Origin of the sequence: Bacteroides sp. L10-4 (assembly GCF_013373675.1) — a bacterium.
GTDB lineage: Bacteria > Bacteroidota > Bacteroidia > Bacteroidales > Bacteroidaceae > Bacteroides > Bacteroides muris.
Genome location: NZ_JABXJH010000043.1, coordinates 22,816 through 47,032 on the forward strand (window position 1 = coordinate 22,816; position 24,217 = coordinate 47,032).

The window sequence follows — 24,217 nt, forward strand, 5'->3', positions numbered from 1 at the left end:
TTTCCAGTATCTGTTCGAATCAGTTTACTTGATGATATCCAGTGCTTTGAAACACTTGGTCAGCTTCTCTACAGCGTAATCCACTTGTTCTACGGTATGGGTAGCCATCAACGCTACACGTACCAGAGTATCTTGCGGAGCACATGCGGGCGGAATAACCGGATTGATAAAGATGCCTTCGTCAAAAGCCAACTTCGTTACCGTAAATGTCTTCTCCGTATCACGCACATAGAGCGGAATAATAGGAGATTCTGTCTCACCGATTTCAAAACCCGCATCGCGGAACTTCTTCAAGGCATAGTTGGTGATGTCCCACAAACGCTGAATGCGTTCAGGTTCAGACTTGATGATATGAAGCGCTTCGCGAGCTGCAGCCGTAGAGGCAGGTGTGCTACTTGCCTGGAATATATAGGAACGAGCGTTATGGCGCAACCAATTGATTACTGCCTTGTCTCCAGCCACGAAACCACCGATAGAAGCCAATGATTTGCTGAATGTACCCATAATCAAGTCTACATCTTCGGTAACACCGAAATGATCGCAAACACCACGGCCTTGCTTCCCAAATACACCCAAGCCATGAGCTTCGTCCACGTAAATGCTGGCATTGTATTTCTTCTTCAGGCGGACAATTTCGGGCAGATTGGCCAAATCACCTTCCATGGAAAATACCCCATCCACAACAATCAGCTTTACAGCATCCGGTTCGCACTTCTGGAGCTCTTTCTCCAGAGCTTCCATATCGTTATGCTTGTACTTCAATTGAGTGGCAAATGCAAGACGACGGCCGTCTACAATGGAAGCATGGTCACGGTCATCGCAGATAATATAATCCCCACGTCCCACAACGGCGGGAATAATGCCTTCGTTTACAGTGAATCCGGTAGAAAAACAGAGTGCTTCATCTTTTCCCACGAATTCAGCCAATTCCTTCTCCAGCTCAACATGTATATCGAGTGTTCCGTTCAGAAACCGGGAACCGGCACAGCCGGTACCATATTTTTCCGTAGCAGCTATTGAGGCGTCAATGATACGTTTGTCGTATGTCAGTCCCATATATGCATTGGAGCCAAACATCAGAACCTTTTTACCATCCATCATTACCTCCGTATCCTGATGGCTGTTGATTGTGCGAAAATAAGGATATACGCCTTTTGCCATAAACTGTTGCGGCAGGTCGTATTTCGCAAATTTGTCTTGTAGTAAACCCATGAAATATCTTTTATATAATGAATATTTAATTCTATTAAATACAAGTCTTTAAAAAACAGGGGGCAAAGATAGCAAAATATGTCGGTATATGTTCTATTTACATTAAAAAAACTACTTATTCTTATTTTTAAAAGCAGTATATGGTTAATTTTTCAGATATTTATATTACTTTTGCCAGTTGGAAAACTGCATAGCAATAATCCTTGCATGAACGAATACAAGAAGAAAATAGCATTTATCATAAACCCCATATCCGGCACTCAAAGTAAGGAACAGATACTGAAATGGCTCGACGAAAAGCTGGATAAGGAAAGGTATGTACAAGAAGTGATTTATACCGAACGGGCAGGCCATGCTGTAGAGATAGCGGCACAAAAAGCGCAAGAAAATGCACATGCCGTCATCGCCATAGGGGGAGATGGTACCATCAATGAGATAGCCCGCTCACTGGTACATACAAAAACCGCTTTGGGCATCATTCCCTGCGGTTCCGGCAACGGACTTGCCCGCCACCTGCAAATTCCGATGGAACCCAAAAAGGCCATCGACATCATTAATGACGGACTGATAGACATCATTGACTACGGAAAAATCAACAATGTACCTTTCTTCTGTACCTGCGGTGTGGGATTCGACGCATTTGTAAGCCTGCAATTCTCCAAAGCGGGAAGGCGAGGACCGCTCACTTATCTGGAAAAAACCCTGCTTGAAAGCTTGAAGTACCGTCCGGAAACCTATGAACTGGAAATGGATGGCAGTACCCTGCGATACAAGGCGTTTCTGATAGCCTGCGGAAACGCATCACAATATGGGAACAATGCCTATATTGCCCCACAAGCCACATTGAACGACGGGTTGCTGGACGTCACCATACTTGAGCCATTCACCGTACTCGATGTACCGTCACTCTCTTTCCAGCTCTTCAACAAGACTATTGACCAGAACAGCCGGATTAAGACATTCCGCTGTCAGACACTCCGTATTCACCGTTCCAAACCGGGGGTAGTCCACTTTGACGGTGACCCGATGATGATGGGAGAGAATATAGATGTAAAGATTATGAAGAAAGGGCTACAGGTCATTGTTCCCCACGACGCGGAAAAAGACACGAACGTCTTGCAGCGGGCACAGGACTATATCAACGGACTGAAACAGATTAATGATTCTTTTGTGGAAGACATCGCCCACAAAAACAAGATGATACTGGATAAAGGCAAAAGACAATTCAAAAAACTGACGAAAATGTAATGCTATAAAAAGGTACTGTAAGGAGTTTCTGAAAATAACTTTCCCCTTTTGATGCGTCATATAATATGTTTTATGTATTTTTGCATGTTCAAAATAGTAAATAAGTAAATCGTCAAACAGTAAATAAAAAGATGTATAGATCACACACCTGCGGAGAACTCCGTATCTCCGATGTTAACAAGCAAGTGACGCTGGCAGGTTGGGTACAGCGCAGCCGTAAGATGGGAGGTATGACTTTCATTGACCTCCGCGACCGTTACGGAATTACCCAATTAGTGTTCAACGAAGAGGTGAATGCCGAACTTTGCGAGCGTGCCAACCACTTGGGCCGTGAATTCGTAATTCAGGTAAAAGGTACCGTAAACGAACGTTTCAGTAAAAACCAGCATATCCCGACGGGAGACATTGAAATCATCGTATCGGAACTGAATGTCTTGAATTCATCCCTGACCCCTCCCTTCACCATTGAGGAGAATACGGACGGTGGCGACGATATCCGCATGAAGTACCGTTATCTGGACTTGCGCCGTGCCAACGTACGCAACAATCTGGAACTTCGTCATAAAATGACAATTGAAGTACGCAAATATTTGGACAATCAGGGATTCATCGAAGTGGAAACTCCTATTCTGGTAGGTTCCACACCCGAAGGTGCACGCGATTTCGTTGTTCCTTCACGTATGAACCCGGGACAATTCTATGCCTTGCCTCAAAGCCCGCAGACACTGAAGCAATTGTTGATGGTTTCCGGTTTCGACCGTTACTTTCAGATAGCCAAATGTTTCCGTGACGAAGACCTGCGTGCCGACCGCCAGCCGGAATTCACACAGATTGACTGCGAAATGTCTTTTGTGGAGCAGGATGACGTCATCAACCTCTTTGAAGGCATGGCCAAATATCTGTTTAAGGAAATCCGTGGTGTAGAGATGGACGAACCGTTCATGCGTATGCCGTGGGCAGATGCCATGAAGTATTACGGTAGCGACAAGCCCGACCTTCGTTTCGGCATGAAGTTTGTGGAACTGATGGACATCATGAAAGGACACGGATTCCCGGTATTCGACAATGCAGCCTACATCGGTGGTATCTGCGCAGAAGGCGCCGCACATTATACACGTAAACAACTGGATGCGCTGACCGAATTCGTGAAAAGACCGCAAATCGGTGCCAAAGGTATGGTATATGCGCGCGTAGAGGCAGATGGCAACGTAAAATCAAGTGTCGACAAGTTCTATACGCAGGAAGTATTACAGGAAATGAAGGCTGCTTTCAACGCCAAGCCTGGTGACCTGATTCTGATTCTGAGCGGTGACGATGCCATGAAGACCCGCAAGCAACTGAACGAGTTGCGTCTTGAAATGGGTAACCAACTGGGACTGCGCGACAAGAACAAGTTCGTCTGCCTCTGGGTGGTTGACTTTCCGATGTTTGAGTGGAGTGATGAAGAAGGCCGCCTGATGGCTATGCACCATCCGTTCACCCATCCGAAAGACGAAGATATTCCTTTGCTGGACACCAACCCGGCAGCTGTCCGGGCAGATGCATACGACATGGTGTGCAACGGTATTGAAGTGGGTGGAGGTTCTATCCGTATCCACGATGCACAGTTGCAAGCCAAAATGTTTGAGATTCTCGGATTCACTCCGGAGAAGGCTCAGGAGCAGTTTGGCTTCTTGATGAATGCCTTCAAATACGGCGCACCTCCTCACGGTGGTCTGGCATACGGTCTGGACCGTTGGGTCAGCATCTTCGCAGGTCTCGACAGTATTCGCGACTGCATTGCATTCCCCAAAAATAACAGTGGACGCGATGTAATGCTGGATGCACCTTCGGCTATCGATCAGAAGCAACTGGACGAACTGAACCTGATTGTTGAAGTGAAAGAGTAAGAGCTGTTACAAAGTAGGAGGGTGAAAGAATCTGCACGCATTTTTCGTTTTGCAATAATCGGCACGCTGAATGCCTTGATTATGGCTGTTACCGTATGGGTAATGATGGACGAACTGGAAATCAACTATATGCTCTCCAATGTAACCGCATATATACTTGCACAGATACACAACTTCATCTGGTGCAAGTACTGGATATTCCCCACAAAAAAAAAGAGCAACACTTGGCGACAAGTGCTGCTCTTTTCCATAGCTTTCGGAATGGCTTACGGAGCACAATTCCTTTTCCTCATCGGATTGGTGGAGGGGCTGGACTGCAACGAATACCTTGCCCAGTTTCTGGGATTATTCATTTACGGAAGTGTCAATTTCCTGATGAACAAACGGGTGACATTCCGTTAATTTCCCCACACACAAAAAATCCCTGTTGCTATCAGTCAAGAAATCGTTTCGTCAATCCGTCATAGGCGTCAATTCTGCGGTCGCGCAAGAAAGGCCACCAACGGCGTACATTCTCCGAACGTTCCAAGTCCACTTCTACAACGATATTTTCCGGCCGTTCGTTTCCTGCTTGGGCCAAGAATTCACCTTGCGGTCCGACCACGAAACTATTTCCCCAAAACAAGATACCGTTGGTCTGCATGGAAGGATCCGGCTCATGTCCCACACGGTTCACAGAAACCACCGGCAAACCGTTGGCCACAGCATGTCCACGCTGGGAGATAATCCAAGCATTGAGCTGACGTGCCTTTTCATCATCCGTATCACTGCTTTCCCAGCCAATGGCCGTAGGATATATCAATATTTCAGCTCCCTTCAATGCCATCAAACGTGCTGCTTCCGGATACCACTGGTCCCAGCATACCAATACCCCCAACTTACCCAAAGACGTCTGAATAGGTTCGAAGCCTATATCACCGGGAGTAAAATAAAATTTCTCATAATAGGCAGGGTCATCAGGAATATGCATCTTCCGGTATTTTCCGGCGATGCTGCCATCACGCTCAAAAACAACTGCTGTGTTATGATACAATCCGGGAGCGCGTTTCTCGAACAGAGAAGTGACCAGTACAATATCGTTGGCAGCAGCCAATTCGGAATAGAATCCCGTCGAAGGGCCGGGAATCGGTTCTGCCAAGTCGAACAACTGCGTGTTTTCCGTCTGACAGAAATACAGAGAGTTATGCAGTTCCTGCAAAACAACCAACTGGGCTCCGTGCGCTGCACATGCCTCTATGCTTTTGGCCAAATTCATTAAATTAGTCCTGAAGTCCTTGGTATTGGCCTGCTGGATAATACCTACTTTTATTTTTCTTGCCATCTTATTCTATGGTTTACGTTTTACTATGTATAATCGACATTACTTCAACACCCCTATGGGATATTGCATGGTAACACAATGCAAAGAGCCGTGTTGCTTAATCAAAGCACGGCAATCTATCCCAATAATTTCATAACCGGGAAAAGCCTCCCGCAGCACTTCCCCTGCACGGGCATCATTCTCCGGCCGGCGATAAGTGGGGTAAAGCACTGCATCATTCAGAATCAAGAAATTAGCGTAAGTGGCGGGAAGCCGTTCCCCTTCTTCTTCTATCTTATCGGCCATGGGCAGAGCCAGCAAACGGTAAGGTTCCCCCTTCAACGTACGGAAAGTCTTCAGTTGCTCCTCCATGCGATGCAGTTCTTCGTAATGCTCATCATCCACATCCTTGCATTGCACATAGGCTATCGTGTCGGCAGGGCAGAAACGGGCCAGTGTGTCTATATGGCTGTCCGTATCGTCACCTGCCAAATAACCGTGGTCCAGCCAAAGGACGCGTTGCAGGTGAAAGACGGAACGAAGATATTCCTCAATTTCCACCCGGTTCATCTGTCCGTTCCGGTTAGGGGAAAGCAGACATTCGGAGGTGGTAAGCAACGTACCCATGCCGTCACTTTCGATGGAACCGCCTTCAAGGACAAACCCCAAGCGATTTACATACTTTCCTTTCATCACTTCTGCCTCTACTGCACGACGCGTAATCAAATTATCCTTATCGGATGCAAACTTCAATCCCCATCCGTTGAACTTAAAGTCGAGCAGAGATACACCGTCAGCATCCAATAGGGTGATAGCTCCATGGTCGCGTGCCCAAGTGTCATTCGTTTCACACTTCAGGAAACGGACATTTTCCATATTTACCCTGTCGGCAATCTGTTTTTTCACTTCGTCCGGTTCCGGAGTTACAATCAGCAATGTCTCCCGGGCGGCTATTTCGCGGGCAATGGCTACAAAACATTCCTGCACTTCGTCCAACATATAGGTCCAGTCTGTACCCGCATGGGGCCATGTAAGCTGTATGCCGCTTTGCAAGGCCCATTCGGCAGGCAAGTGGGGAGCACGTGTCTCTACCTGAAAGCTCATATTCTTGCCAAAACGCACCTGACAGTCTTTCTCCGTTGCACCACCCAATGGAATTCCTACAAAATATCCCATATTATTTATCTTTTCTAATTCGTTACTTTTTAAGTTAGCAGAGAGAGAGGGAGAATAAACCTCAGGTTTAGAATTGCCAAACCTCTACTTCAGACTTCTAAACCTCTACTCTATGATTGTAAACCTCTACTCGTCAATTATCACTTATCTTCCTTCGGTTTCCGGTCGAAGAATGGATTCTTGGAGGATGCACTCACCGGAATGGCAAAGACAGTCTTGCATCCTTTCAGCCAATCCAAACGCTGAGCGGCAAGTCCGACAGAAAACATGACACGGGTATCCACCCTCAAATCGGCAGCCATGGCACAAGCCGAACCTACAGCTATCCCTACATCCACCGTATTCAAGGCACAAGGCACTCCCTCCGGACGACCGGCACAAGTGGGAAAACCGCAGTGTCCGCAATTCAAACCTTGCATCTGCTCGCGCGTACCTATTATAATTACACATTCAGCCTGCAAAATGTTGTCCGCATCACGGAGAAAGAACTTCATACCGTGCTCTTCAACCATAGCGACCATCTTTTCAGACAGCTTTTTAATGTCTTCACCCGTAACCAGCGCAGCTTCAATCACATCAATACCTTTTCCTTTCGGTGCCGTGCGCGCAGCAATCAGCATTTGTCTTGCCACGTCAAGCACATGTTCATGGCGGCAATCACGTTCATTCTGTATCATAGTCTTTCTTTCCTGAATTAATTAGTGCGTCAAAGATAGCACAAATATTTTTTTGCACTATCTTTGCAATACAGAAAGATTAAAAGGAACGCCATGCTGCAAATAGAAAATGCCAGTATCGCCTACGGCAACGATATACTTTTCTCGGGTTTCAACCTGCAATTGGAAAGGGGAGAGATAGCCAGTATCTCCGGCCCTTCGGGATGCGGTAAATCGTCACTGCTGAATGCCATACTTGGGTTTACCCCGTTAAAAGAAGGACGTATCGTATTAGACGGTATTCCGCTGGATAAAGGAAACGTCGACGTTGTCCGTAAGCAGACTGCATGGATTCCACAAGAACTGGCATTGCCGCTGGAGTGGGTAAAGGACATGGTACAGTTGCCCTTCGGTCTAAAGGCAAACCGGGGCACGCCTTTTTCTGAAACCCGCTTATTTGCATGTTTCGAGGATTTGGGTCTGGAGCGGGAGTTATATTACAAACGGGTAAACGAAATTTCCGGAGGCCAGCGCCAACGGATGATGATAGCCGTAGCCTCAATGATTGGCAAACCACTGACCATTGTCGATGAACCGACTTCCGCTCTCGACTCCGGTTCCGCGGAAAAAGTGCTCTCTTTCTTCCGCAGGCAGACAGAAAATGGAAGTGCCATACTGACCGTATCCCATGACAAAAGATTCGCCAACGGATGTGACCGACATATAATCATGAAATAACATACACACTATTGGGAACCATAGATATATCATACCTCAGCCTGGGCATCGGATTATTGCTATTATTAATACCGCTGTTTTACATCTGGAAGTTCAAGACCGGACTGTTGCGCGCTACTGTGATAGGTACGGCACGCATGATTGTCCAGCTGTTCTTCATCGGCATATACCTGAACTATCTCTTCTTGTGGGATAACCCGTGGATAAACTTTCTATGGGTAATTGTCATGATATTCGTAGCATCGCAGACGGCATTGGCACGAACGCAATTGAAGAGGAAGATTCTGCTCCTGCCCATCTCTACAGGTTTCTTATGCAGTGTAGTATGTGTAGGCTTGTACTTTATCGGAATAGTACTGAGAGTGGAAAACGTATTCAGCGCCCGGTATTTCATCCCTATTTTCGGCATATTGATGGGTAACATGCTATCCAGTAACGTCATAGCCCTCAACACCTATTATAGCGGACTGAAACGGGAACAACAGCTTTACCGGTATCTTCTCGGCAATGGCGCCACAAGAGCAGAGGCACAAGCACCCTTCATCCGCCAAGCCATCATCAAATCCTTCAGTCCGCTGATTGCCAATATATCCGTGATGGGGCTGGTTGCTTTTCCGGGAACCATGATTGGGCAGATATTGGGTGGTAGCAGCCCGAATGTGGCCATCAAATATCAGATGATGATCATGGTCATCACCTTTACCGCCTCCATGCTGTCACTGATGATTACAATCTCTTTGGCTTCCCGCAAGTCGTTTGATGCTTACGGCAAGCTACTGCCGGTGATGGTGGAGAAGAAGGGAAAAAAGGAGCATAAATAACCATATTGTACCCACAAAAATAGTTCAATTATATATAAATATACAGCCTACAAGACTTTTTTTAAACTGGAATTCTTTTTAATCCATTGCTTTTTACTATATTTGCAACCAAATTTTCTGTTCACAATGAAAATTAAGGAATTAGTAAGCGCCCTTGAACGGTTCGCGCCTCTGCCATTGCAAGACGGATTTGATAATGCCGGCCTGCAAATCGGATTGACAGATGTGGAAGCAACAGGGGCTTTGTTGTGTCTTGACGTTACTGAAGCTGTACTGGATGAAGCCATTGCATTGGGGTATAATGTGGTTATATCACATCACCCTCTCATTTTCAAAGGGTATAAATCCATCACGGGCAGGGATTATGTGGAACGTTGTATCTTGAAAGCCATCAAGAATGACATCGTTGTTTATGCTGCGCACACCAACCTGGATAATGCGCGGGGAGGAGTGAACTTCAAAATTGCCGAAAAAATAGGTTTAAGAAATGTTCGTATCCTGGAAGCCAAGGAAAATGCGCTGGTAAAGCTGACCACATTTGTACCGACTGCCAAAGCGGAAGAAGTACGGAAATCCTTGTTCGATGCCGGATGTGGCAATATCGGTAATTATGATTCGTGCAGTTATAATCTGGAAGGCGAGGGGACATTCCGTGCCAGGGAAGGTGCCACCCCATACTGTGGAGCGATAGGGGAGCTGCATACCGAACGGGAAGTGCGTATTGAAACAATCATACCCGCCTACAAAAAAGCGGGAGCTGTCAAGGCACTGCTTGCGGCACATCCATATGAAGAACCGGTCTATGATATTTATCCCTTTCAAAACTCATGGCCACAAGCCGGAGCCGGTGTTATTGGTGAACTGGAAACACCGGAGACAGAGCTTGAGTTCCTGAAACGGATAAAGAAAACCTTCGAAGTAGGGTGTCTCAGACATAACAAACTCCTCGGGCGGGAAATACAGACTGTTGCATTATGTGGCGGTGCCGGCGCTTTCCTAATGCCGCTTGCCATCCGCAACCGTGCAGATGTCTTTATCACCGGCGAGATAAAATACCATGACTATTTCGAACATGATACCGATATATTATTGGCTGAAATAGGGCATTATGAAAGTGAGCAATATACGAAAGAAATATTTTATACAATAATCCGGGATTTGTTTCCTCATTTTGAGGTCCAGATGACCAAGGTGAATACAAACCCCATAAAATACATGTAAGTAAAATGGCTAAAGAAGCAAAAAAAGATTCTCAGGAATTGACCGTAGAACAGAAGTTGAAAGCTTTGTTCCAATTGCAGACAATGCTGTCCAAAATCGATGAAATCAAGACGTTGAGAGGTGAACTTCCACTGGAAGTACAGGACTTGGAAGACGAAATAGCCGGTCTGAGTACCCGTATAGACAGAATCAAGGCAGAAGTATCCGAGTTGAAATCCTCCATCGCAGGAAAGAAAGTTGAAATTGAAACCGCAAAGGCTTCCGTAGCTAAATATAAAGACCAGCAGGACAACGTGCGCAACAACCGCGAATATGACTTCTTGAGCAAGGAAATCGAATTCCAGACATTGGAAATCGAACTCTGCGAAAAGCGTATCAAGGAATTTGCCGCACAAGAGGAAGAAAAATCTCAGGAAGTGGCAGAAAGTGCTACTGCGCTGGAAGAAAGACAAAAAGACCTTGACGTTAAGAAGAGTGAACTGGACGAGATTATTTCCGAAACCAAGCAAGAGGAAGAGAAGCTGAGAGACAAGGCCAAAGAACTGGAAACAAAAATCGAACCCCGTCTGCTTCAGTCCTTCAAACGTATCCGTAAGAATTCACGCAATGGACTGGGTATCGTATATGTACAGCGCGATGCCTGCGGTGGTTGCTTCAATAAGATTCCGCCCCAGAGACAATTGGATATTCGTTCACGTAAGAAAATCATCGTTTGCGAATATTGTGGCCGTATCATGATTGACCCGGAACTGGCTGGTATAACTCCCGAACAGAAAGTGGAAGTTGTAAAGGAAAAGCCAGTAAGAGCAAAAAGAAAAATCGTACATATCGGCTCAGATAATTAAAAATAGAACATTTTTACAAAAAAAACGGCAATAGTCAAGACCTCTATTGCCGTTTTTTTTGTTAAATAAGCTCATAAAACTCTATAGTTAAAGAAAAAAGGTGTAGTTTTGCTCATCAAAAAATTAATAGAATTAGATAAAAAAGCATGAGACAAAACAAATTATTCATACTTTATTCACTTTTAGGAATATTGATGGCATCGTGCATAAAAGATGAAGCACCCAATGCTGAAGCTGATATAACAAGTATTTCTTTTGAAGAAGATATACTGGCAAATTCGTACATTGATTTGAACCCGTCGTACGACGAAAGCCAAAATGCCTATCCGATACGAATCAGTGTAAAAGAAGGTACGGATAAAAAGCTCGCTCCTATATTCGAGTTGACTCCGGGTGCTACCATCAGTCCTGCCAATGGGAGTGTACAGGATTTCACGACATCGGTACGATATACAGTCACTTCGGAAGATAAAGCTTGGCATCGTGTTTATGCTATTACTGTCAGAGAGCAAAAGGCAAGTAATATTCCGACTACATACCACTTTGAAAAGGTAAGAATCATGCAAAATGTATGGCAGGAATTCTACGAAGAGCAAGATTCCGGTAACGAATTGACATGGGCAAGTGGTAATAAGGGATTCAAATGGGCTATGAGTGAAGCCGCAACAGAAGATTATCCTACTACCCAAATAGACAATGGCAAAACTGGAAAATGTGTGAAATTGGAAACACGCCTCACTGGCGACTTAGGTAACATGGTAGGTATGCCCATCGCCGCCGGTAATCTGTTTATCGGCAGTTTCGACATGCAGAATGCTATTACCAATCCGCTTAGTGCTACGCGCTTCGGTACTCCTTTCTACAATAAACCTTTACGACTGACTGGATACTATAAGTATAAGGCCGGAGAACAATTTTATGAAAATGGCGAATATACCTCCCGAAAAGATATATTCAATATCTATGCAATATTTTATGATGGAGTAAAATATGACAGTGCAGGAAAGGGGACAGATGTAACACTGGATGGAAATCTGCCGAATCAAAACTACGAACACTCCAGCATGGTGGCTCTTGCTTTAGTTTCCAATCCGCAAGAAACAGAAGGAGACGAATGGAAATTCTTTGATATACCTTTCGACTACCAACGGTACGGAAAGAAGATTGACGAAGCCAGACTGGCTAAAGGAGAATATAAGATAGGCATCATATTTGCCTCAAGCAAGGATGGTGCCACTTTTGAGGGTGCTCCAGGAAGCACTTTACTTATAGACGAAGTGGAACTGATTTACGAATAAGAATCATATAGAATTGGAATACAACATGATAAAGAAAATATTAGCATTTATCGTACTGGTGGGATGTATGCAGACTGCCTTATACGCTCAAGAAAACCAGAACCGTACGCTTATAAACGCCGCTCTACACGGTTGGGAATATGAAATAAGGGCCGGTGTCAGTATCGGCGGCACTTCTCCGCTTCCATTACCCGTAGAAATACGAAGTATCGATGCCTATAATCCTACCTTAGCCTTTATGCTGGAAGGAAATGCCATCAAATGGTTGGGCAAAACAAAAAAATGGGGTGTAATAACCGGTGTAAGACTGGAAACCAAAAATATGATTACCAAAGCGACAGTAAAGAACTATGGCATGGAAATCATAGGAAATGACGGTAACCGTTTGAAAGGCAACTGGACCGGGGGAGTAAAAACTAAAGTACGCAATGCCTACATCACCGTCCCCGTGCTGGGTGCATATAAAATCAACTCACGATTGCGGGCCAAAGCAGGTATATATGTCTCATATCTGATGGATGAGGAATTCTCCGGACATGTATATGAAGGCTATTTGCGTGAAGGAGACTCCACCGGAGAAAAGGTAAACTTCTCCGACGGTGCCATTGCCACTTACGACTTTTCGGATGACTTGCGCAAGTTTGCCTGGAGCGTGCAAGCTGGTGTAGACTGGCGTGCCTTCAAACATCTGAGTGTATTTGCCGACCTTACATGGGGATTGAATGATATTTTCAAGAAAGATTTCAATACCATTACCTTTGCCATGTATCCCATCTACCTGAATGTAGGATTCGGGTATGCCTTCTAAGATACTTGGGTATACAGAGTAAATACTCATAAACAAATAGAGGTTTAGGTTGTTATCAATCCCATAAAAAGATAACTACCTAAACCTTTATTTGTTTATGAATATAAAAGATTGGAGCACTGCGTTGCTCATATTATGCCTATGCCCTGCGGCATGGCACAGAAAGCCAACCGCGATGCGGCGTTCCAGACAGAGCATATCTGCCTGCAGACTTATCCTGATGGCATCGCTTGCATTCGGAGTCATGCCGCTCGCAGCTTTTTGCAACTCGAGCAGGAGCGGGAAAACGCATCGCACCGGGAAGGTGCCGTAGTATTCGATATGGCGCTGAATACCTTGCTCGCCACGGTCTATATTCCGAATTTCTACGAATTGGTGCAGAAGTTGCAGGAAAAGTTCAGCAGCAAAAAGAGGAATTCATAACAAAAAATGTATCTTTGTATGCTGATTTTTTGTCGTACCCATAAAATGTTGAAAGCATATTTCATCACGATACTTGCTTTGTTCGCTTGCATGGCTACCGCCATCCGACCACTGCAAGTATCAAGACTTGAAAACCAGATTGACAGTCTACTCAAAGACAAGAAAGCCACCGTCGGTATAGCCGTATGGACAGACAAAGGAGATATGCTCCGATATAACGACCATGTACACTTCCCCTTGCTTAGTGTATTCAAATTCCATGTGGCACTGGCCGTACTGGACAAGATGGACAAGCTGGGAATCAGTCTGGACAGCATTGTTTCCATAAAGGCATCCCAAATGCTGCCCAATACCTACAGCCCCCTTCGGAAGAAATTTCCCAATCAGGATTTTACGATTACGCTTAGGAAACTGATGCAATACAGTATTTCCCAAAGCGACAACAATGCCTGTGACATCTTGATAGAATATGTAGGAGGTATTAAATATATCAATGACTATATCCGCAGGTTGGGTATCGACTCCTTCAACCTCTCGGAAACAGAAGATGACATGCACTCCAGTTTCGAGGCTGTATACCGCAACTGGAGTACTCCTTCCGCTATAGTCCGACTACTGAGAACGGCCGATGAAAAAGAGTTGTTCTCCAACAAGGAGCTGAAAGACTTCTTATGGCAGACCATGATAGATACTGAAACCGGTGCCAACAAACTGAAAGGTATGTTGCCAGCCCAAACCATGGTAGGACACAAGACCGGCTCTTCCGACCGCAATGCCGACGGCATGAAAACTGCGGATAATGATGCCGGACTCGTTATCCTTCCCGACGGCCGGAAATACTACATTGCCGCCTTCGTCATGGACTCATACGAGACGGACGAGGACAATGCGGACATCATCGCTCGCATATCACGCATGGTATACGATGCGATGAGATAAGATAGATAAGAAAAACAAGGAGGCTATCGTCAGCTCCTCCTATAAATTTTGATACTCGGGTATATCTTGCAGAAAAGTATAGCTGTTATGCTCGTAATCTATGTGGCAACAATAATGCTGAAGCCCGTTGCTGACAACCAGATAATCCACTTTCAGCACCATGTTGTAGCGAGTAATCTGGTCGAAAACCTTTTGGGTGATTTCTATTTCGGGGGCCTTGTATTCCACAATCATCCGGGCAGTGAGGTCACGCCGATAGAGCACTGTATCACAGCGTTTCTTTGTACCGTTCAGCTGTACCTGCACCTCATTTGCCATAAGCGCTTGCGGATACCCCTTGTGAACAAGAAGAAAGTGAACGAAGTGCTGCCGTACCCATTCTTCGGGTGTCAAGGCGACATAACGACGACGGATTACATCGAAAATAACATTTTTTCCGTCTCTTACGGCAATTTTAGTATCGAATGCTGGTAGGTTTAACGATAACATTTACTACATTTGTAAGTTAAATAATGGTTCCCCGTCTTTCGGGAACACAAATTTAATGAAATCTTATGAAAACAAAAGAAGAAATCGTAGCCAATTGGCTGCCCCGTTACACAAAACGTAACCTGGAGGATTTTGGAGAGTACATTCTGTTGACCAACTTCAACAAGTACGTAGAGATTTTCGCAGAAAAGTTCAATGTTCCCATTTTCGGTAAAGATGCCAACATGATATCTGCCAGTGCGGAAGGAATGACCATCATCAACTTCGGCATGGGAAGCCCTAATGCCGCCATTATCATGGACTTGTTAAGCGCCATCAAACCCAAGGCATGTCTGTTCCTAGGTAAGTGTGGCGGCATAGACAAGAAAAATAGAATAGGAGACCTTATCCTTCCCATAGCCGCCATCCGTGGCGAGGGTACTTCCAACGACTACTTCCCACCCGAAGTTCCATCACTCCCGGCATTTATGTTGCAACGCGCCGTTTCTTCTGCCATCCGCGACTATGCTCGCGACTACTGGACCGGTACCGTATACACCACCAACCGCCGCATCTGGGAACATGACGAGGTATTCAAGGAATATCTGAAGAAAACCCGTGCCATGGCCGTTGATATGGAGACAGCGACTTTGTTCAGTTGTGGTTTTGCCAATCATATTCCCACGGGAGCCCTTCTGCTGGTTTCAGACCAACCGATGATTCCGGAAGGTGTAAAAACCGACAAGAGCGACAATCTGGTTACCCAGAACTATGTAAATGAGCATGTTGAAATCGGCATTGCATCCCTGCGCATGATTATTGATGAGAAAAAAACCGTAAAACACTTGAAATTCGACTGGTAGTCCCTTATGGGCATCCCGTAGCACTTTTACTTTATATATGGCAAAACAAGAAACCACATGTGATGATATTCTAAAGGAGCTGAGAGCCAAGCAATATCGCCCCATCTACTATCTTATGGGCGAGGAATCGTATTACATAGACCTCATCTCCGACTATATCACAGATAACGTTCTCACTGACACCGAAAAGGAATTCAACCTGACCGTAGTTTACGGTGCAGACGTGGATATGGCTACCGTCATCAATGCGGCCAAGCGCTATCCGATGATGTCCGAACGCCAAGTCGTAGTTGTAAAGGAGGCACAAGCCATCCGCAACATGGAAGAGCTTTCATACTACCTGCAAAGGCCGTTGAATTCCACTATTCTTGTCCTATGCCACAAACATGGAGTACTGGACAGAAGGAAGAAACTGGCTGCCGAAATAGAAAAGGTGGGGGTCTTGTTCGAATCCAAGAAGGTGAAGGATGCCCAGTTACCGGCATTCATCACCTCATACATGAAGCGCAAAGGTGTAGACTTGGAACCCAAAGCCACCTCCATGCTTGCCGATTTCGTAGGTACGGACCTCAGCCGCCTTACGGGAGAACTGGAAAAACTGATTATAACTCTTCCAAAAGGTCAGACACGCGTCACCCCCGAACAGATAGAACGCAACATCGGAATCAGCAAGGATTATAATAACTTTGAACTTCGCAGTGCCATCGTAGAAAAAGATATACTAAAGGCCAATAAAATAATAAAATATTTTGAAGAAAATCCGAAAACAAACCCTATTCAAATGACTTTATCTTTACTTTTCGGTTTCTTCTCCAACTTGATGTTGGCATACTATGCCCCCGAAAAAACAGAGCAGGGCATTGCCGGCTTCATAGGCTTGAAAACTCCTTGGCAGTCTCGCGAATACCTAAGTGCCATGCGTCGCTATAGCGGTGTAAAGACCATGCAGATAATCGGAGAGATTCGATATTCAGATGCCAAATCCAAAGGAGTAGGAAATTCCTCTCTAAGCGATGGAGATATCCTCCGGGAACTGGTCTTTAAGATTCTACACTAACGACTGATTTGCTACCATTCTGTTATTTTTAGGGGGATTTATCCCCCTTTTTTCTATTTCATCCTTCAATACAGACAAGAGAATAAGAGATAACTCTCATATTCACAATATACTACACTCATTTATAAGCCTTGAGAATCGTTTTTTCACGACGAATCGACCACTTATGCGGAAATAAGGCGAGGATTCAAATCCTGAAGAACAGACAATAAAGAGAGAATCTTATTTTCTTATTCATGTCACATTTTTTCTTCTTAGTAAGGAGGAATGTAAAAATCACTCTGACTTTAAATCGGTATAAAAAGAATCTGTCATGCTTTTCATGAGTACGATAGTTGTAATCTGCAACTACAAGTATTTACTGTTGTAAATATATGACATTACATAATCACTACATTTAAAAATATTATATAACAATTGTGATATTACATTTGAAAATACAAATGTAATATACGATATTTAATGTCGTAAACTAATGATTTACAAAAATAATAGAGTAGGGGTTAACCTACTAGTTTATAATATATAACTATGCAAATATCAATAATATATATTATTTTATCAAATTATCAGATTATATAATACGAAGGATTGGCAAAAAACAAATGTAATATAGGATTTTATGCCAAATAAATATAGCATAATACCTCTAATAGCCATACATATATATTATTTTATTAAACCTTGAATAAATATCTATTTTGCTCATTATTCCTACTATAGCATTTGTAATAATTAATATTGTAATAATAGTATTTCATTTGTGAAATATAAAATATTACATTTTTAATTTGCTTTTATGACGCTGTTTTTTTACTTTTGTAATCCAATAATTATCATATACAATTGTAATAAACACATAAGCCATGAGCATAAAAGACAGATTCAAAATGGTTATGGACCGAGAGAAACTGACAGCAGGAGCTTTTGCCGAGAGCATCGGTGTGGCCCAAGCCACCATTTCCCACATCTTGGGTCCGCGTAACAAATATCCAAGTACGGAAGTTATTCTCCGATTGCATCAACGTTACAATGATATAAACTTGGAGTGGCTGCTTACCGGCCAAGGCAATATGAGTAATAATCCGGACTCACCCGAAAATGATGGATTCGACTATCCTCTATTTGCTGAGAATCCGGAAAATCTGACCAACGGGCTGGATGAAACTGAGAATCGCACGGAAATTGCATTAGAAACATCCTCAAAAACGCCTAAAGAAATTGTAAAACAAGAGATTATATACAAAGAAAGACCTCCCAGAAAAATCACTGAAATAAGAATTTTTTTTGATGATAATACCTACGAGACTTTCAAACCGGAAAATTGAAGAATGAGAATGGAAATAGACTAACGCCCCGGCATAAAAAAGAAACGGGTTCATTTTATTCTACACTCGGTTTACATTATCTTTGCATCCGAAAAGAAAAACATCCCTCTTTATAGATATGAAAAAGTATATTTTAGATCTGACAGTGACGGAGAACCTCCGCTTACACGCCAACTACGTGCTGCTGAAGCTGACTTCTCCGTCCCCGCTTCCGGAAATGTTGCCGGGACAATTTGCAGAGATTCGCGTGGACGGCTCGCCTGCCACTTTCTTACGCCGCCCCATCTCCATCAATTATGTAGATAGACAACGGAATGAAGTCTGGTTTTTAATCCAACTTGTAGGCAACGGAACCAAGCGACTAGGCGAAGCAAAAGCAGGCGATATAATCAATGTAGTGCTTCCACTGGGAAACAGCTTCACAATGCCTGAAAAACCCTCAGACAAGCTCTTGCTGGTGGGTGGAGGTGTAGGAACAGCTCCTATGTTATATTTAGGCGAACAGCTTACCAAGAAAGGCTGCAAGCCAATATTCCTGCTAGGTGCCAGAAGTGACAAGGACTTGCTTCAGCTGGAACAGTTTGCCGCCTATGGCGAGGTATATACCACCACTGAGGATGGCAGCCATGGAGAAAAGGGATATGTAACGCAACATTCCATACTAGATAAGGTGTGCTTTGAACAGATATATACTTGTGGTCCGAAACCGATGATGATGGCAGTAGCAAAGTATGCCAAAAGTAAAGGCATCAGTTGCGAGGTATCTTTGGAGAATATGATGGCGTGTGGCATAGGTGCTTGTCTGTGCTGTGTGGAAAATACCACGGAAGGCCATTTGTGCGTATGTAAAGAAGGTCCGGTTTTTAATATAAACAAACTATTATGGCAGATTTAAGTGTAAATATTGGCGAATTACAAATGAATAATCCGGTGATGACTGCATCCGGAACATTCGGATATGGTGAAGAATTCGCCGATTTCATCGAACTATCGCGAATAGGTGGTATAATTGTAAAGGGAACCACCCTTCACAAACGTGAAGGCAATCCATATCCGCGTATGGCAGAGACTCCTTCAGGTATGTTAAACGCTGTAGGACTACAGAATAAGGGCGTTCATTACTTTGTCGAACATATCTATCCTCACATTAAAGACATTCAAACCAACATGATTGTGAATGTTTCGGGGTCTGCCATCGAAGACTATGCCGAAACAGCAGCCATTATTAATGAACTTGACAAAATTCCTGCCATAGAATTGAACATTTCTTGCCCCAATGTGAAGCAAGGCGGAATGGCATTCGGAGTTACTGCCAAAGGAGCAGAAGAAGTAGTAAAAGCCGTGCGCTCAGTTTACAAAAAGACACTTATCGTAAAACTCTCACCGAACGTTACCGACATCACCGAAATAGCCCGTGCAGCCGAAAATGGCGGCGCAGACAGCGTTTCCCTCATCAATACCCTGCTGGGAATGGCTATAGACGCGGAACGCAGGCGTCCCATGCTCTCCACTGTAACCGGTGGTATGTCCGGTGCAGCCGTAAAACCCATTGCCTTACGTATGGTATGGCAAGTAGCCAAAGCAGTAAAAATCCCCGTCATAGGTTTGGGAGGTATCATGAACTGGAAAGATGCTGTGGAATTCATGCTTGCAGGTGCCTCTGCCATCCAGATTGGTACGGCAAACTTCATAGATCCCACGGTTACGGTGAAAGTGGCAGAAGGAATAAATGACTATCTCGACAGACACGGTTATCAGTCCGTAAAGGACATTATCGGTGCACTTGAGGTATAGTGAATAACAAGAGAACGTCATTCGCCATATATATTCATAAAAAAGGACATTCGTCAACGAATGTCCTTTTTCTTTTTATTTACATCAGTAGACTTATTCTCCCAACAAATCCGGACGCAGTCTACGGGTCCTTTCCAATGACTGTTGCAGCTCCCATTCTTTAATTTTTGCCTCGTGTCCGGAAAGTAAAATATCAGGAACCTTCCATCCGTTGTAGTCAGCGGGACGCGTATAGACCGGCGCTGCCAGCAGATTGTCCTGAAAGGAATCTGAAAGTGCAGATTGCTCATCGGAAATCACTCCCGGAATGATGCGGACGATGGCATCTGCCATGACGGCCGCCGCCAGTTCTCCACCAGTCAGCACATAGTCGCCGATGCTGATTTCTTTCGTGATGAGATGTTCGCGAATCCGGTAATCTATCCCTTTGAAATGCCCGCAGAGAATGATGAGATTCCGGGCAAGGGAAAGAGTATTTGCCATCGGCTGATTGAACTGTTCACCGTCGGGGGTAGTAAAGATAACCTCGTCGTAATCCCGCTCAGCCTTCAGAGCGTTGATGCATCGCTCTATCGGCTCTATTTTCATCACCATTCCGGCGAAGCCGCCAAACGGATAATCGTCTACACGACGGTACTTATCTTCTGTATAATCACGAAGATTATGTATACATATCTCTGCAAGCCCTTTATTTTGAGCACGTTTCATAATGGAACAGTTGAAGAATCCCTCAATCATTTCCGGTAAAACTGTGATAATGTCAATGCGCATATAACTTTATTTTAGCTATTTCAAGCTGCAAAAGTACAAATATTCGGGGAGAAACCCGTATTTTTGCGTTCAAACAATCCGAAAACCCTATGACTGTAAAAGAAAAAATAGACAGGCTTCGTGCGGAATTACACCGGCACAACTACAATTATTATGTGCTGAATGCTCCTGAAATATCCGATAAGGAGTTTGACGACCTCATGCGCGAGCTACAAGAGTTAGAGAAAGAACATCCTGAATACCAAGATGATAATTCGCCCACGATGCGTGTAGGAAGTGATTTGAACAAGAATTTCACACAAGTGGCACACAAATATCCCATGCTTTCATTAGGAAACACTTATTCCGAAAGTGAAGTGACCGACTTCTACGAACGGGTAAAGAAAGCACTGAACGAAGATTTTGAAATCTGCTGCGAGCTGAAGTATGACGGCACTTCCATCTCGTTGACTTACGAGGACGGCAAACTGGTGCGTGCCGTCACCCGTGGCGACGGTGAAAAGGGCGATAACGTGACGGATAATGTGAAGACAATCCGGACGATTCCGCTGGTACTCCATGGGAATTATCCTAAGTCATTCGAAATCAGAGGGGAAATTCTGATGCCCTGGGTGGTCTTCGAAGAACTGAACCGGGAAAAGGAAGCACGTGAGGAACCGCTTTTCGCCAATCCGCGCAATGCTGCTTCCGGTACATTGAAATTGCAGAATTCCGCTATCGTAGCATCCAGAAAGCTGGATGCTTATCTCTACTATCTATTGGGAGAGGAATTGCCCTGTGACGGCCATTACGAGAATCTGCAAGCCGCCGCCAGCTGGGGATTTAAAACATCAGAGCACACCAGAAAAGCCCACAGCCTGGAGGAAGTCTTCGAATATATCAATTATTGGGATACAGAACGTAAGAATCTTCCGGTGGCTACTGATGGTATTGTGTTAAAAGTCAACAGTTTAAAGCAACAGAAGAATTTGGGATTCACAGCGAAGTCCCCCCGATGGGCCATCGCATACAAATTTCAGGCAGAACGTGCACTGACACGGCTGAACAAAGTCACCTATCAGGTGGGACGTACCGGTGCAGTGACTCCGGTTGCCAATCTGGACCCCGTGCAACTGTCCGGCACCATTGTGAAACGTGCCTCTCTGCACAATGCAGATATTATCGAAGGACTGGACTTGCATATAGGCGACATGGTGTATGTGGAAAAAGGCGGTGAAATCATCCCAAAAATAACCGGAGTCGATAAGGATGCCCGCGGTATGCTTATCGGTGAAAAAGTGAAGTTCATCACTCATTGTCCCGAATGTGGCAGTAAACTGATACGTTTTGAAGGAGAAGCAGCCCACTATTGCCCTAATGAAACCGCTTGCCCTCCGCAGATTAAAGGGAAGATAGAGCATTTCATCAGCCGCAAAGCCATGAATATAGACGGACTGGGACCTGAAACCGTAGATATGTTCTACCGATTAGGGCTGATAAACGATACTGCAGATTTATACCAGCTCAAAACCGACGACATCAAAAACCTGGAACGAATGGGCGAAAAATCGGCAGAAAACATAGTCAACGGTATCGCGGCAAGTAAAGAAGTGCCATTCGAAAGAGTACTCTTTGCACTGGGCATACGCTTCGTGGGAGAAACAGTTGCCAAGAAAATAGCCAAGTCCTTTACGGACATCGAAGAGCTGGAAAACGCGGATATCGAAAAGCTGAAAAACATCGATGAAATTGGTGAAAAAATAGCGCAGAGCACCATAACCTATTTCTCCAATCCCGCCAACAGAGAGCTGGTGGAACGGCTGAAAGCAAACGGCCTGCAACTCCACCAGACGGAAGAAGACCTCAGCGGATACACCGACAAACTGGCGGGTCAGTCCATCGTCATCAGCGGCGTATTCACTCATCACTCACGGGACGAATACAAAGAGATGATTGAAAAAAACGGTGGAAAAAACGTCGGCAGCATCTCCTCCAAAACCAGCTTTATCCTGGCCGGAGAAAATATGGGACCTGCCAAACTGGAGAAAGCACAGAAACTGGAAGTTAAGATTATGAGCGAAGATGAGTTTTTGACATTGATATCCTAACAAATTTCCACAAAAAGCTTTTTTATGGCTTATATTTGTAGGGTAAATCGAAAAAATTCGTACTTTTGCGAGTCATTTAATTAGAGATTACTTTATAATACTCATGATACAGACAAGATTGAAAGGAATGGGGGTAGCGCTGATTACTCCATTTAAAGAGGATGAAAGCGTTGACTACGATGCGTTGATGCGTTTGGTAGACTATCAACTTCAAAACAATACCGACTTTTTGTGCGTACTCGGCACCACAGCAGAAACTCCGACTCTGACCGAAGAGGAGAAAAAGAAAATCAAGAAAATGGTCATCGAGCGGGTGAACGGAAGAATTCCCATCCTGCTGGGCGTAGGCGGAAACAACACCCGTGCCATAGTGGAAACACTGAAAAATGACGATTTCACCGGAGTAGATGCTATTCTTTCCGTTGTTCCATATTACAACAAACCCTCGCAAGAGGGTATATATCAGCATTATAAGGCCATATCGGAAGCAACTGATTTGCCGATTGTGCTTTATAATGTCCCCGGTCGTACCGGTGTGAACATGAAGGCGGAAACAACCCTGCGCATTGCACGCGATTTCAAGAATGTGATAGCCGTCAAAGAAGCTTCGGGCGACATCACGCAGATGGATGACATCATCAAAAACAAACCGGCCAATTTCGACGTTATTTCAGGTGATGACGGCATTACCTTCCCTCTGATTACCCTAGGGGCCGTCGGTATCATCTCAGTCATCGGAAACGCGTTCCCACGTGAGTTCAGCCGTATGGTACGCCTGGCACTGCAAGGAGACTACGCCAATGCATTGACCATTCACCACAAATTTGCCGAATTATTCAAGCTTCTGTTTGTAGACGGTAACCCTGCCGGAGTAAAAGCCATGCTCAACGTAATGGGAATGATTGAGAACAAGCTCCGTCTGCCATTGGTGCCGACCAGAATCACCACTTTCGAAGCTATGCGCAAGATTCTGGATGAATTGAACATTAAATGTTAAGGCCTTATACCGCCCTTATAAGATATTAATTTCCAGTATACAAAATATCAGATATGCAAGAAGTTAATTTCGTGAAAACACGAAATTAACTTCTTCTTTTTTCCTATGCGCCTGTATTATCAATATAATCCAAAACCAGTCTGCAGATAAGGGATCAGTCCGAAAACCCTGTGGGTATATTATGTTAATACGCGAAAGTGAATTATCTTTGCGGTTAAATTAAGCAATATCAATCCCATGAATTCTAATCGCCCCCTACATAAGTTACTACGAGTCGT

General features: G+C 44.5%; 24 protein-coding genes. 18 read left to right on the plus strand and 6 right to left on the minus strand.

The window, feature by feature from the left end; all coding sequences use genetic code 11:
• Positions 1–24: 24 nt before the first annotated feature.
• Complete coding sequence (locus HU824_RS13820) at positions 25–1,212, minus strand: pyridoxal phosphate-dependent aminotransferase family protein (RefSeq protein ID WP_016273772.1); 1,188 nt, start codon at positions 1,210–1,212, stop codon at positions 25–27.
• A 207-nt stretch (positions 1,213–1,419) separates the two neighbouring features.
• Between HU824_RS13820 and HU824_RS13825 the strand changes: the two genes are divergently transcribed.
• The 3 genes from HU824_RS13825 (at position 1,420) to HU824_RS13835 (ending at position 4,751) form a co-directional block, all read left to right on the plus strand.
• Positions 1,420–2,460 carry a diacylglycerol kinase family protein gene (locus HU824_RS13825; protein ID WP_016273773.1) on the plus strand — a complete coding sequence of 347 codons (1,041 nt, stop codon included), beginning with the start codon at positions 1,420–1,422 and terminating at the stop codon, positions 2,458–2,460.
• A gap of 131 nt (positions 2,461–2,591) precedes the next feature.
• Complete coding sequence (gene aspS / locus HU824_RS13830; protein WP_176469135.1) at positions 2,592–4,349, plus strand: aspartate--tRNA ligase; 1,758 nt, start codon at positions 2,592–2,594, stop codon at positions 4,347–4,349.
• 21 nt (positions 4,350–4,370) lie between these two features.
• Complete coding sequence (locus HU824_RS13835; protein WP_035458002.1) at positions 4,371–4,751, plus strand: GtrA family protein; 381 nt, start codon at positions 4,371–4,373, stop codon at positions 4,749–4,751.
• Positions 4,752–4,782: 31 nt separating this feature from the next.
• Here the strand turns inward: HU824_RS13835 and HU824_RS13840 are convergent, their stop codons facing one another.
• The 3 genes from HU824_RS13840 to HU824_RS13850 all read right to left on the minus strand — a co-directional run bounded on the left by HU824_RS13840 (position 4,783) and on the right by HU824_RS13850 (position 7,502).
• Entirely contained in the window at positions 4,783–5,670 is an 888-nt protein-coding gene (locus HU824_RS13840) for a carbon-nitrogen hydrolase (protein ID WP_016273776.1), read from the minus strand.
• Between the two features lie 39 nt (positions 5,671–5,709).
• The gene (locus HU824_RS13845) at positions 5,710–6,825 is read right to left on the minus strand and encodes an agmatine deiminase family protein (RefSeq protein ID WP_176469136.1); all 1,116 of its coding nucleotides are present in this window, start codon (positions 6,823–6,825) and stop codon (positions 5,710–5,712) included.
• 140 nt (positions 6,826–6,965) lie between these two features.
• The gene (locus tag HU824_RS13850) at positions 6,966–7,502 is read right to left on the minus strand and encodes a ferredoxin domain-containing protein (protein ID WP_176469137.1); all 537 of its coding nucleotides are present in this window, start codon (positions 7,500–7,502) and stop codon (positions 6,966–6,968) included.
• A gap of 93 nt (positions 7,503–7,595) precedes the next feature.
• Here HU824_RS13850 and HU824_RS13855 point away from each other — a divergent pair, with 93 nt between their 5' ends.
• From HU824_RS13855 to HU824_RS13890, 8 genes are all read left to right on the plus strand, one after another.
• Complete coding sequence (locus HU824_RS13855; protein WP_176469138.1) at positions 7,596–8,219, plus strand: ATP-binding cassette domain-containing protein; 624 nt, start codon at positions 7,596–7,598, stop codon at positions 8,217–8,219.
• Between the two features lie 11 nt (positions 8,220–8,230).
• Positions 8,231–9,040: an ABC transporter permease gene (locus HU824_RS13860; RefSeq protein WP_136010120.1), complete on the plus strand. Its 810-nt coding sequence runs from the start codon at positions 8,231–8,233 to the stop codon at positions 9,038–9,040.
• A gap of 126 nt (positions 9,041–9,166) precedes the next feature.
• Positions 9,167–10,261: a Nif3-like dinuclear metal center hexameric protein gene (locus tag HU824_RS13865; protein WP_176469139.1), complete on the plus strand. Its 1,095-nt coding sequence runs from the start codon at positions 9,167–9,169 to the stop codon at positions 10,259–10,261.
• A gap of 5 nt (positions 10,262–10,266) precedes the next feature.
• Entirely contained in the window at positions 10,267–11,106 is an 840-nt protein-coding gene (locus HU824_RS13870) for a zinc ribbon domain-containing protein (RefSeq protein WP_136010118.1), read from the plus strand.
• 146 nt (positions 11,107–11,252) lie between these two features.
• Entirely contained in the window at positions 11,253–12,404 is a 1,152-nt protein-coding gene (locus HU824_RS13875) for a PCMD domain-containing protein (protein ID WP_176469140.1), read from the plus strand.
• 25 nt (positions 12,405–12,429) lie between these two features.
• Positions 12,430–13,212 carry a porin family protein gene (locus HU824_RS13880; protein ID WP_176469141.1) on the plus strand — a complete coding sequence of 261 codons (783 nt, stop codon included), beginning with the start codon at positions 12,430–12,432 and terminating at the stop codon, positions 13,210–13,212.
• A 153-nt stretch (positions 13,213–13,365) separates the two neighbouring features.
• Positions 13,366–13,635, plus strand: coding sequence for a hypothetical protein (locus HU824_RS13885; RefSeq protein WP_255260524.1), 270 nt, complete (start codon positions 13,366–13,368; stop codon positions 13,633–13,635).
• Between the two features lie 48 nt (positions 13,636–13,683).
• Positions 13,684–14,574: a CblA family class A beta-lactamase gene (locus HU824_RS13890; RefSeq protein WP_176469146.1), complete on the plus strand. Its 891-nt coding sequence runs from the start codon at positions 13,684–13,686 to the stop codon at positions 14,572–14,574.
• Positions 14,575–14,613: 39 nt separating this feature from the next.
• On the opposite strand, the gene HU824_RS13895 is transcribed toward HU824_RS13890, so the two are convergent.
• On the minus strand, positions 14,614–15,063 hold the full coding sequence (locus tag HU824_RS13895) for a type I restriction enzyme HsdR N-terminal domain-containing protein (protein WP_136010114.1): 450 nt from the start codon (positions 15,061–15,063) through the stop codon (positions 14,614–14,616).
• A 65-nt stretch (positions 15,064–15,128) separates the two neighbouring features.
• Between HU824_RS13895 and HU824_RS13900 the strand changes: the two genes are divergently transcribed.
• From HU824_RS13900 to HU824_RS13920, 5 genes are all read left to right on the plus strand, one after another.
• Positions 15,129–15,905, plus strand: coding sequence for an AMP nucleosidase (locus HU824_RS13900; RefSeq protein WP_136010113.1), 777 nt, complete (start codon positions 15,129–15,131; stop codon positions 15,903–15,905).
• A 37-nt stretch (positions 15,906–15,942) separates the two neighbouring features.
• Positions 15,943–16,962: a DNA polymerase III subunit delta gene (gene holA / locus HU824_RS13905; protein ID WP_176469142.1), complete on the plus strand. Its 1,020-nt coding sequence runs from the start codon at positions 15,943–15,945 to the stop codon at positions 16,960–16,962.
• Positions 16,963–17,828: 866 nt separating this feature from the next.
• A complete protein-coding gene (locus HU824_RS13910) occupies positions 17,829–18,290 on the plus strand; it encodes a helix-turn-helix domain-containing protein (RefSeq protein ID WP_176469143.1) in 462 nt (153 codons plus the stop codon).
• A gap of 118 nt (positions 18,291–18,408) precedes the next feature.
• Positions 18,409–19,185, plus strand: coding sequence for a dihydroorotate dehydrogenase electron transfer subunit (locus HU824_RS13915; protein ID WP_176469144.1), 777 nt, complete (start codon positions 18,409–18,411; stop codon positions 19,183–19,185).
• Positions 19,173–20,084, plus strand: coding sequence for a dihydroorotate dehydrogenase (locus tag HU824_RS13920; protein WP_136010109.1), 912 nt, complete (start codon positions 19,173–19,175; stop codon positions 20,082–20,084). Before HU824_RS13915 ends, HU824_RS13920 begins: the two co-directional genes overlap by 13 nt.
• Positions 20,085–20,177: 93 nt before the next feature.
• On the opposite strand, the gene trmD is transcribed toward HU824_RS13920, so the two are convergent.
• Entirely contained in the window at positions 20,178–20,855 is a 678-nt protein-coding gene (trmD, locus tag HU824_RS13925) for a tRNA (guanosine(37)-N1)-methyltransferase TrmD (protein ID WP_136010108.1), read from the minus strand.
• A gap of 89 nt (positions 20,856–20,944) precedes the next feature.
• On the opposite strand from trmD, the gene ligA reads away from it, so the two are divergent.
• Together ligA and dapA are read left to right on the plus strand one after the other, a co-directional pair.
• Positions 20,945–22,942, plus strand: a complete 1,998-nt coding sequence (gene ligA, locus HU824_RS13930; protein ID WP_176469145.1) for an NAD-dependent DNA ligase LigA — start codon at positions 20,945–20,947, stop codon at positions 22,940–22,942.
• 103 nt (positions 22,943–23,045) lie between these two features.
• On the plus strand, positions 23,046–23,939 hold the full coding sequence (gene dapA, locus HU824_RS13935; RefSeq protein ID WP_005827769.1) for a 4-hydroxy-tetrahydrodipicolinate synthase: 894 nt from the start codon (positions 23,046–23,048) through the stop codon (positions 23,937–23,939).
• Positions 23,940–24,217: the final 278 nt, after the last annotated feature.

Coding starts and splice junctions, on each gene's coding strand:
- ligA (WP_176469145.1), top strand. CDS start 20,945: ATGACTGTAAAAGAAAAAATAGACAGGCTTCGTGCGGAATTACACCGG.
- trmD (WP_136010108.1), bottom strand. CDS start 20,855: ATGCGCATTGACATTATCACAGTTTTACCGGAAATGATTGAGGGATTC.
- HU824_RS13855 (WP_176469138.1), top strand. CDS start 7,596: ATGCTGCAAATAGAAAATGCCAGTATCGCCTACGGCAACGATATACTT.
- HU824_RS13885 (WP_255260524.1), top strand. CDS start 13,366: ATGGCACAGAAAGCCAACCGCGATGCGGCGTTCCAGACAGAGCATATC.
- HU824_RS13895 (WP_136010114.1), bottom strand. CDS start 15,063: ATGTTATCGTTAAACCTACCAGCATTCGATACTAAAATTGCCGTAAGA.
- HU824_RS13875 (WP_176469140.1), top strand. CDS start 11,253: ATGAGACAAAACAAATTATTCATACTTTATTCACTTTTAGGAATATTG.
- HU824_RS13820 (WP_016273772.1), bottom strand. CDS start 1,212: ATGGGTTTACTACAAGACAAATTTGCGAAATACGACCTGCCGCAACAG.
- HU824_RS13850 (WP_176469137.1), bottom strand. CDS start 7,502: ATGATACAGAATGAACGTGATTGCCGCCATGAACATGTGCTTGACGTG.
- HU824_RS13865 (WP_176469139.1), top strand. CDS start 9,167: ATGAAAATTAAGGAATTAGTAAGCGCCCTTGAACGGTTCGCGCCTCTG.
- HU824_RS13840 (WP_016273776.1), bottom strand. CDS start 5,670: ATGGCAAGAAAAATAAAAGTAGGTATTATCCAGCAGGCCAATACCAAG.
- HU824_RS13920 (WP_136010109.1), top strand. CDS start 19,173: ATGGCAGATTTAAGTGTAAATATTGGCGAATTACAAATGAATAATCCG.
- HU824_RS13870 (WP_136010118.1), top strand. CDS start 10,267: ATGGCTAAAGAAGCAAAAAAAGATTCTCAGGAATTGACCGTAGAACAG.
- HU824_RS13880 (WP_176469141.1), top strand. CDS start 12,430: ATGATAAAGAAAATATTAGCATTTATCGTACTGGTGGGATGTATGCAG.
- HU824_RS13915 (WP_176469144.1), top strand. CDS start 18,409: ATGAAAAAGTATATTTTAGATCTGACAGTGACGGAGAACCTCCGCTTA.
- HU824_RS13910 (WP_176469143.1), top strand. CDS start 17,829: ATGAGCATAAAAGACAGATTCAAAATGGTTATGGACCGAGAGAAACTG.
- HU824_RS13825 (WP_016273773.1), top strand. CDS start 1,420: ATGAACGAATACAAGAAGAAAATAGCATTTATCATAAACCCCATATCC.
- dapA (WP_005827769.1), top strand. CDS start 23,046: ATGATACAGACAAGATTGAAAGGAATGGGGGTAGCGCTGATTACTCCA.
- HU824_RS13900 (WP_136010113.1), top strand. CDS start 15,129: ATGAAAACAAAAGAAGAAATCGTAGCCAATTGGCTGCCCCGTTACACA.
- aspS (WP_176469135.1), top strand. CDS start 2,592: ATGTATAGATCACACACCTGCGGAGAACTCCGTATCTCCGATGTTAAC.
- HU824_RS13845 (WP_176469136.1), bottom strand. CDS start 6,825: ATGGGATATTTTGTAGGAATTCCATTGGGTGGTGCAACGGAGAAAGAC.
- holA (WP_176469142.1), top strand. CDS start 15,943: ATGGCAAAACAAGAAACCACATGTGATGATATTCTAAAGGAGCTGAGA.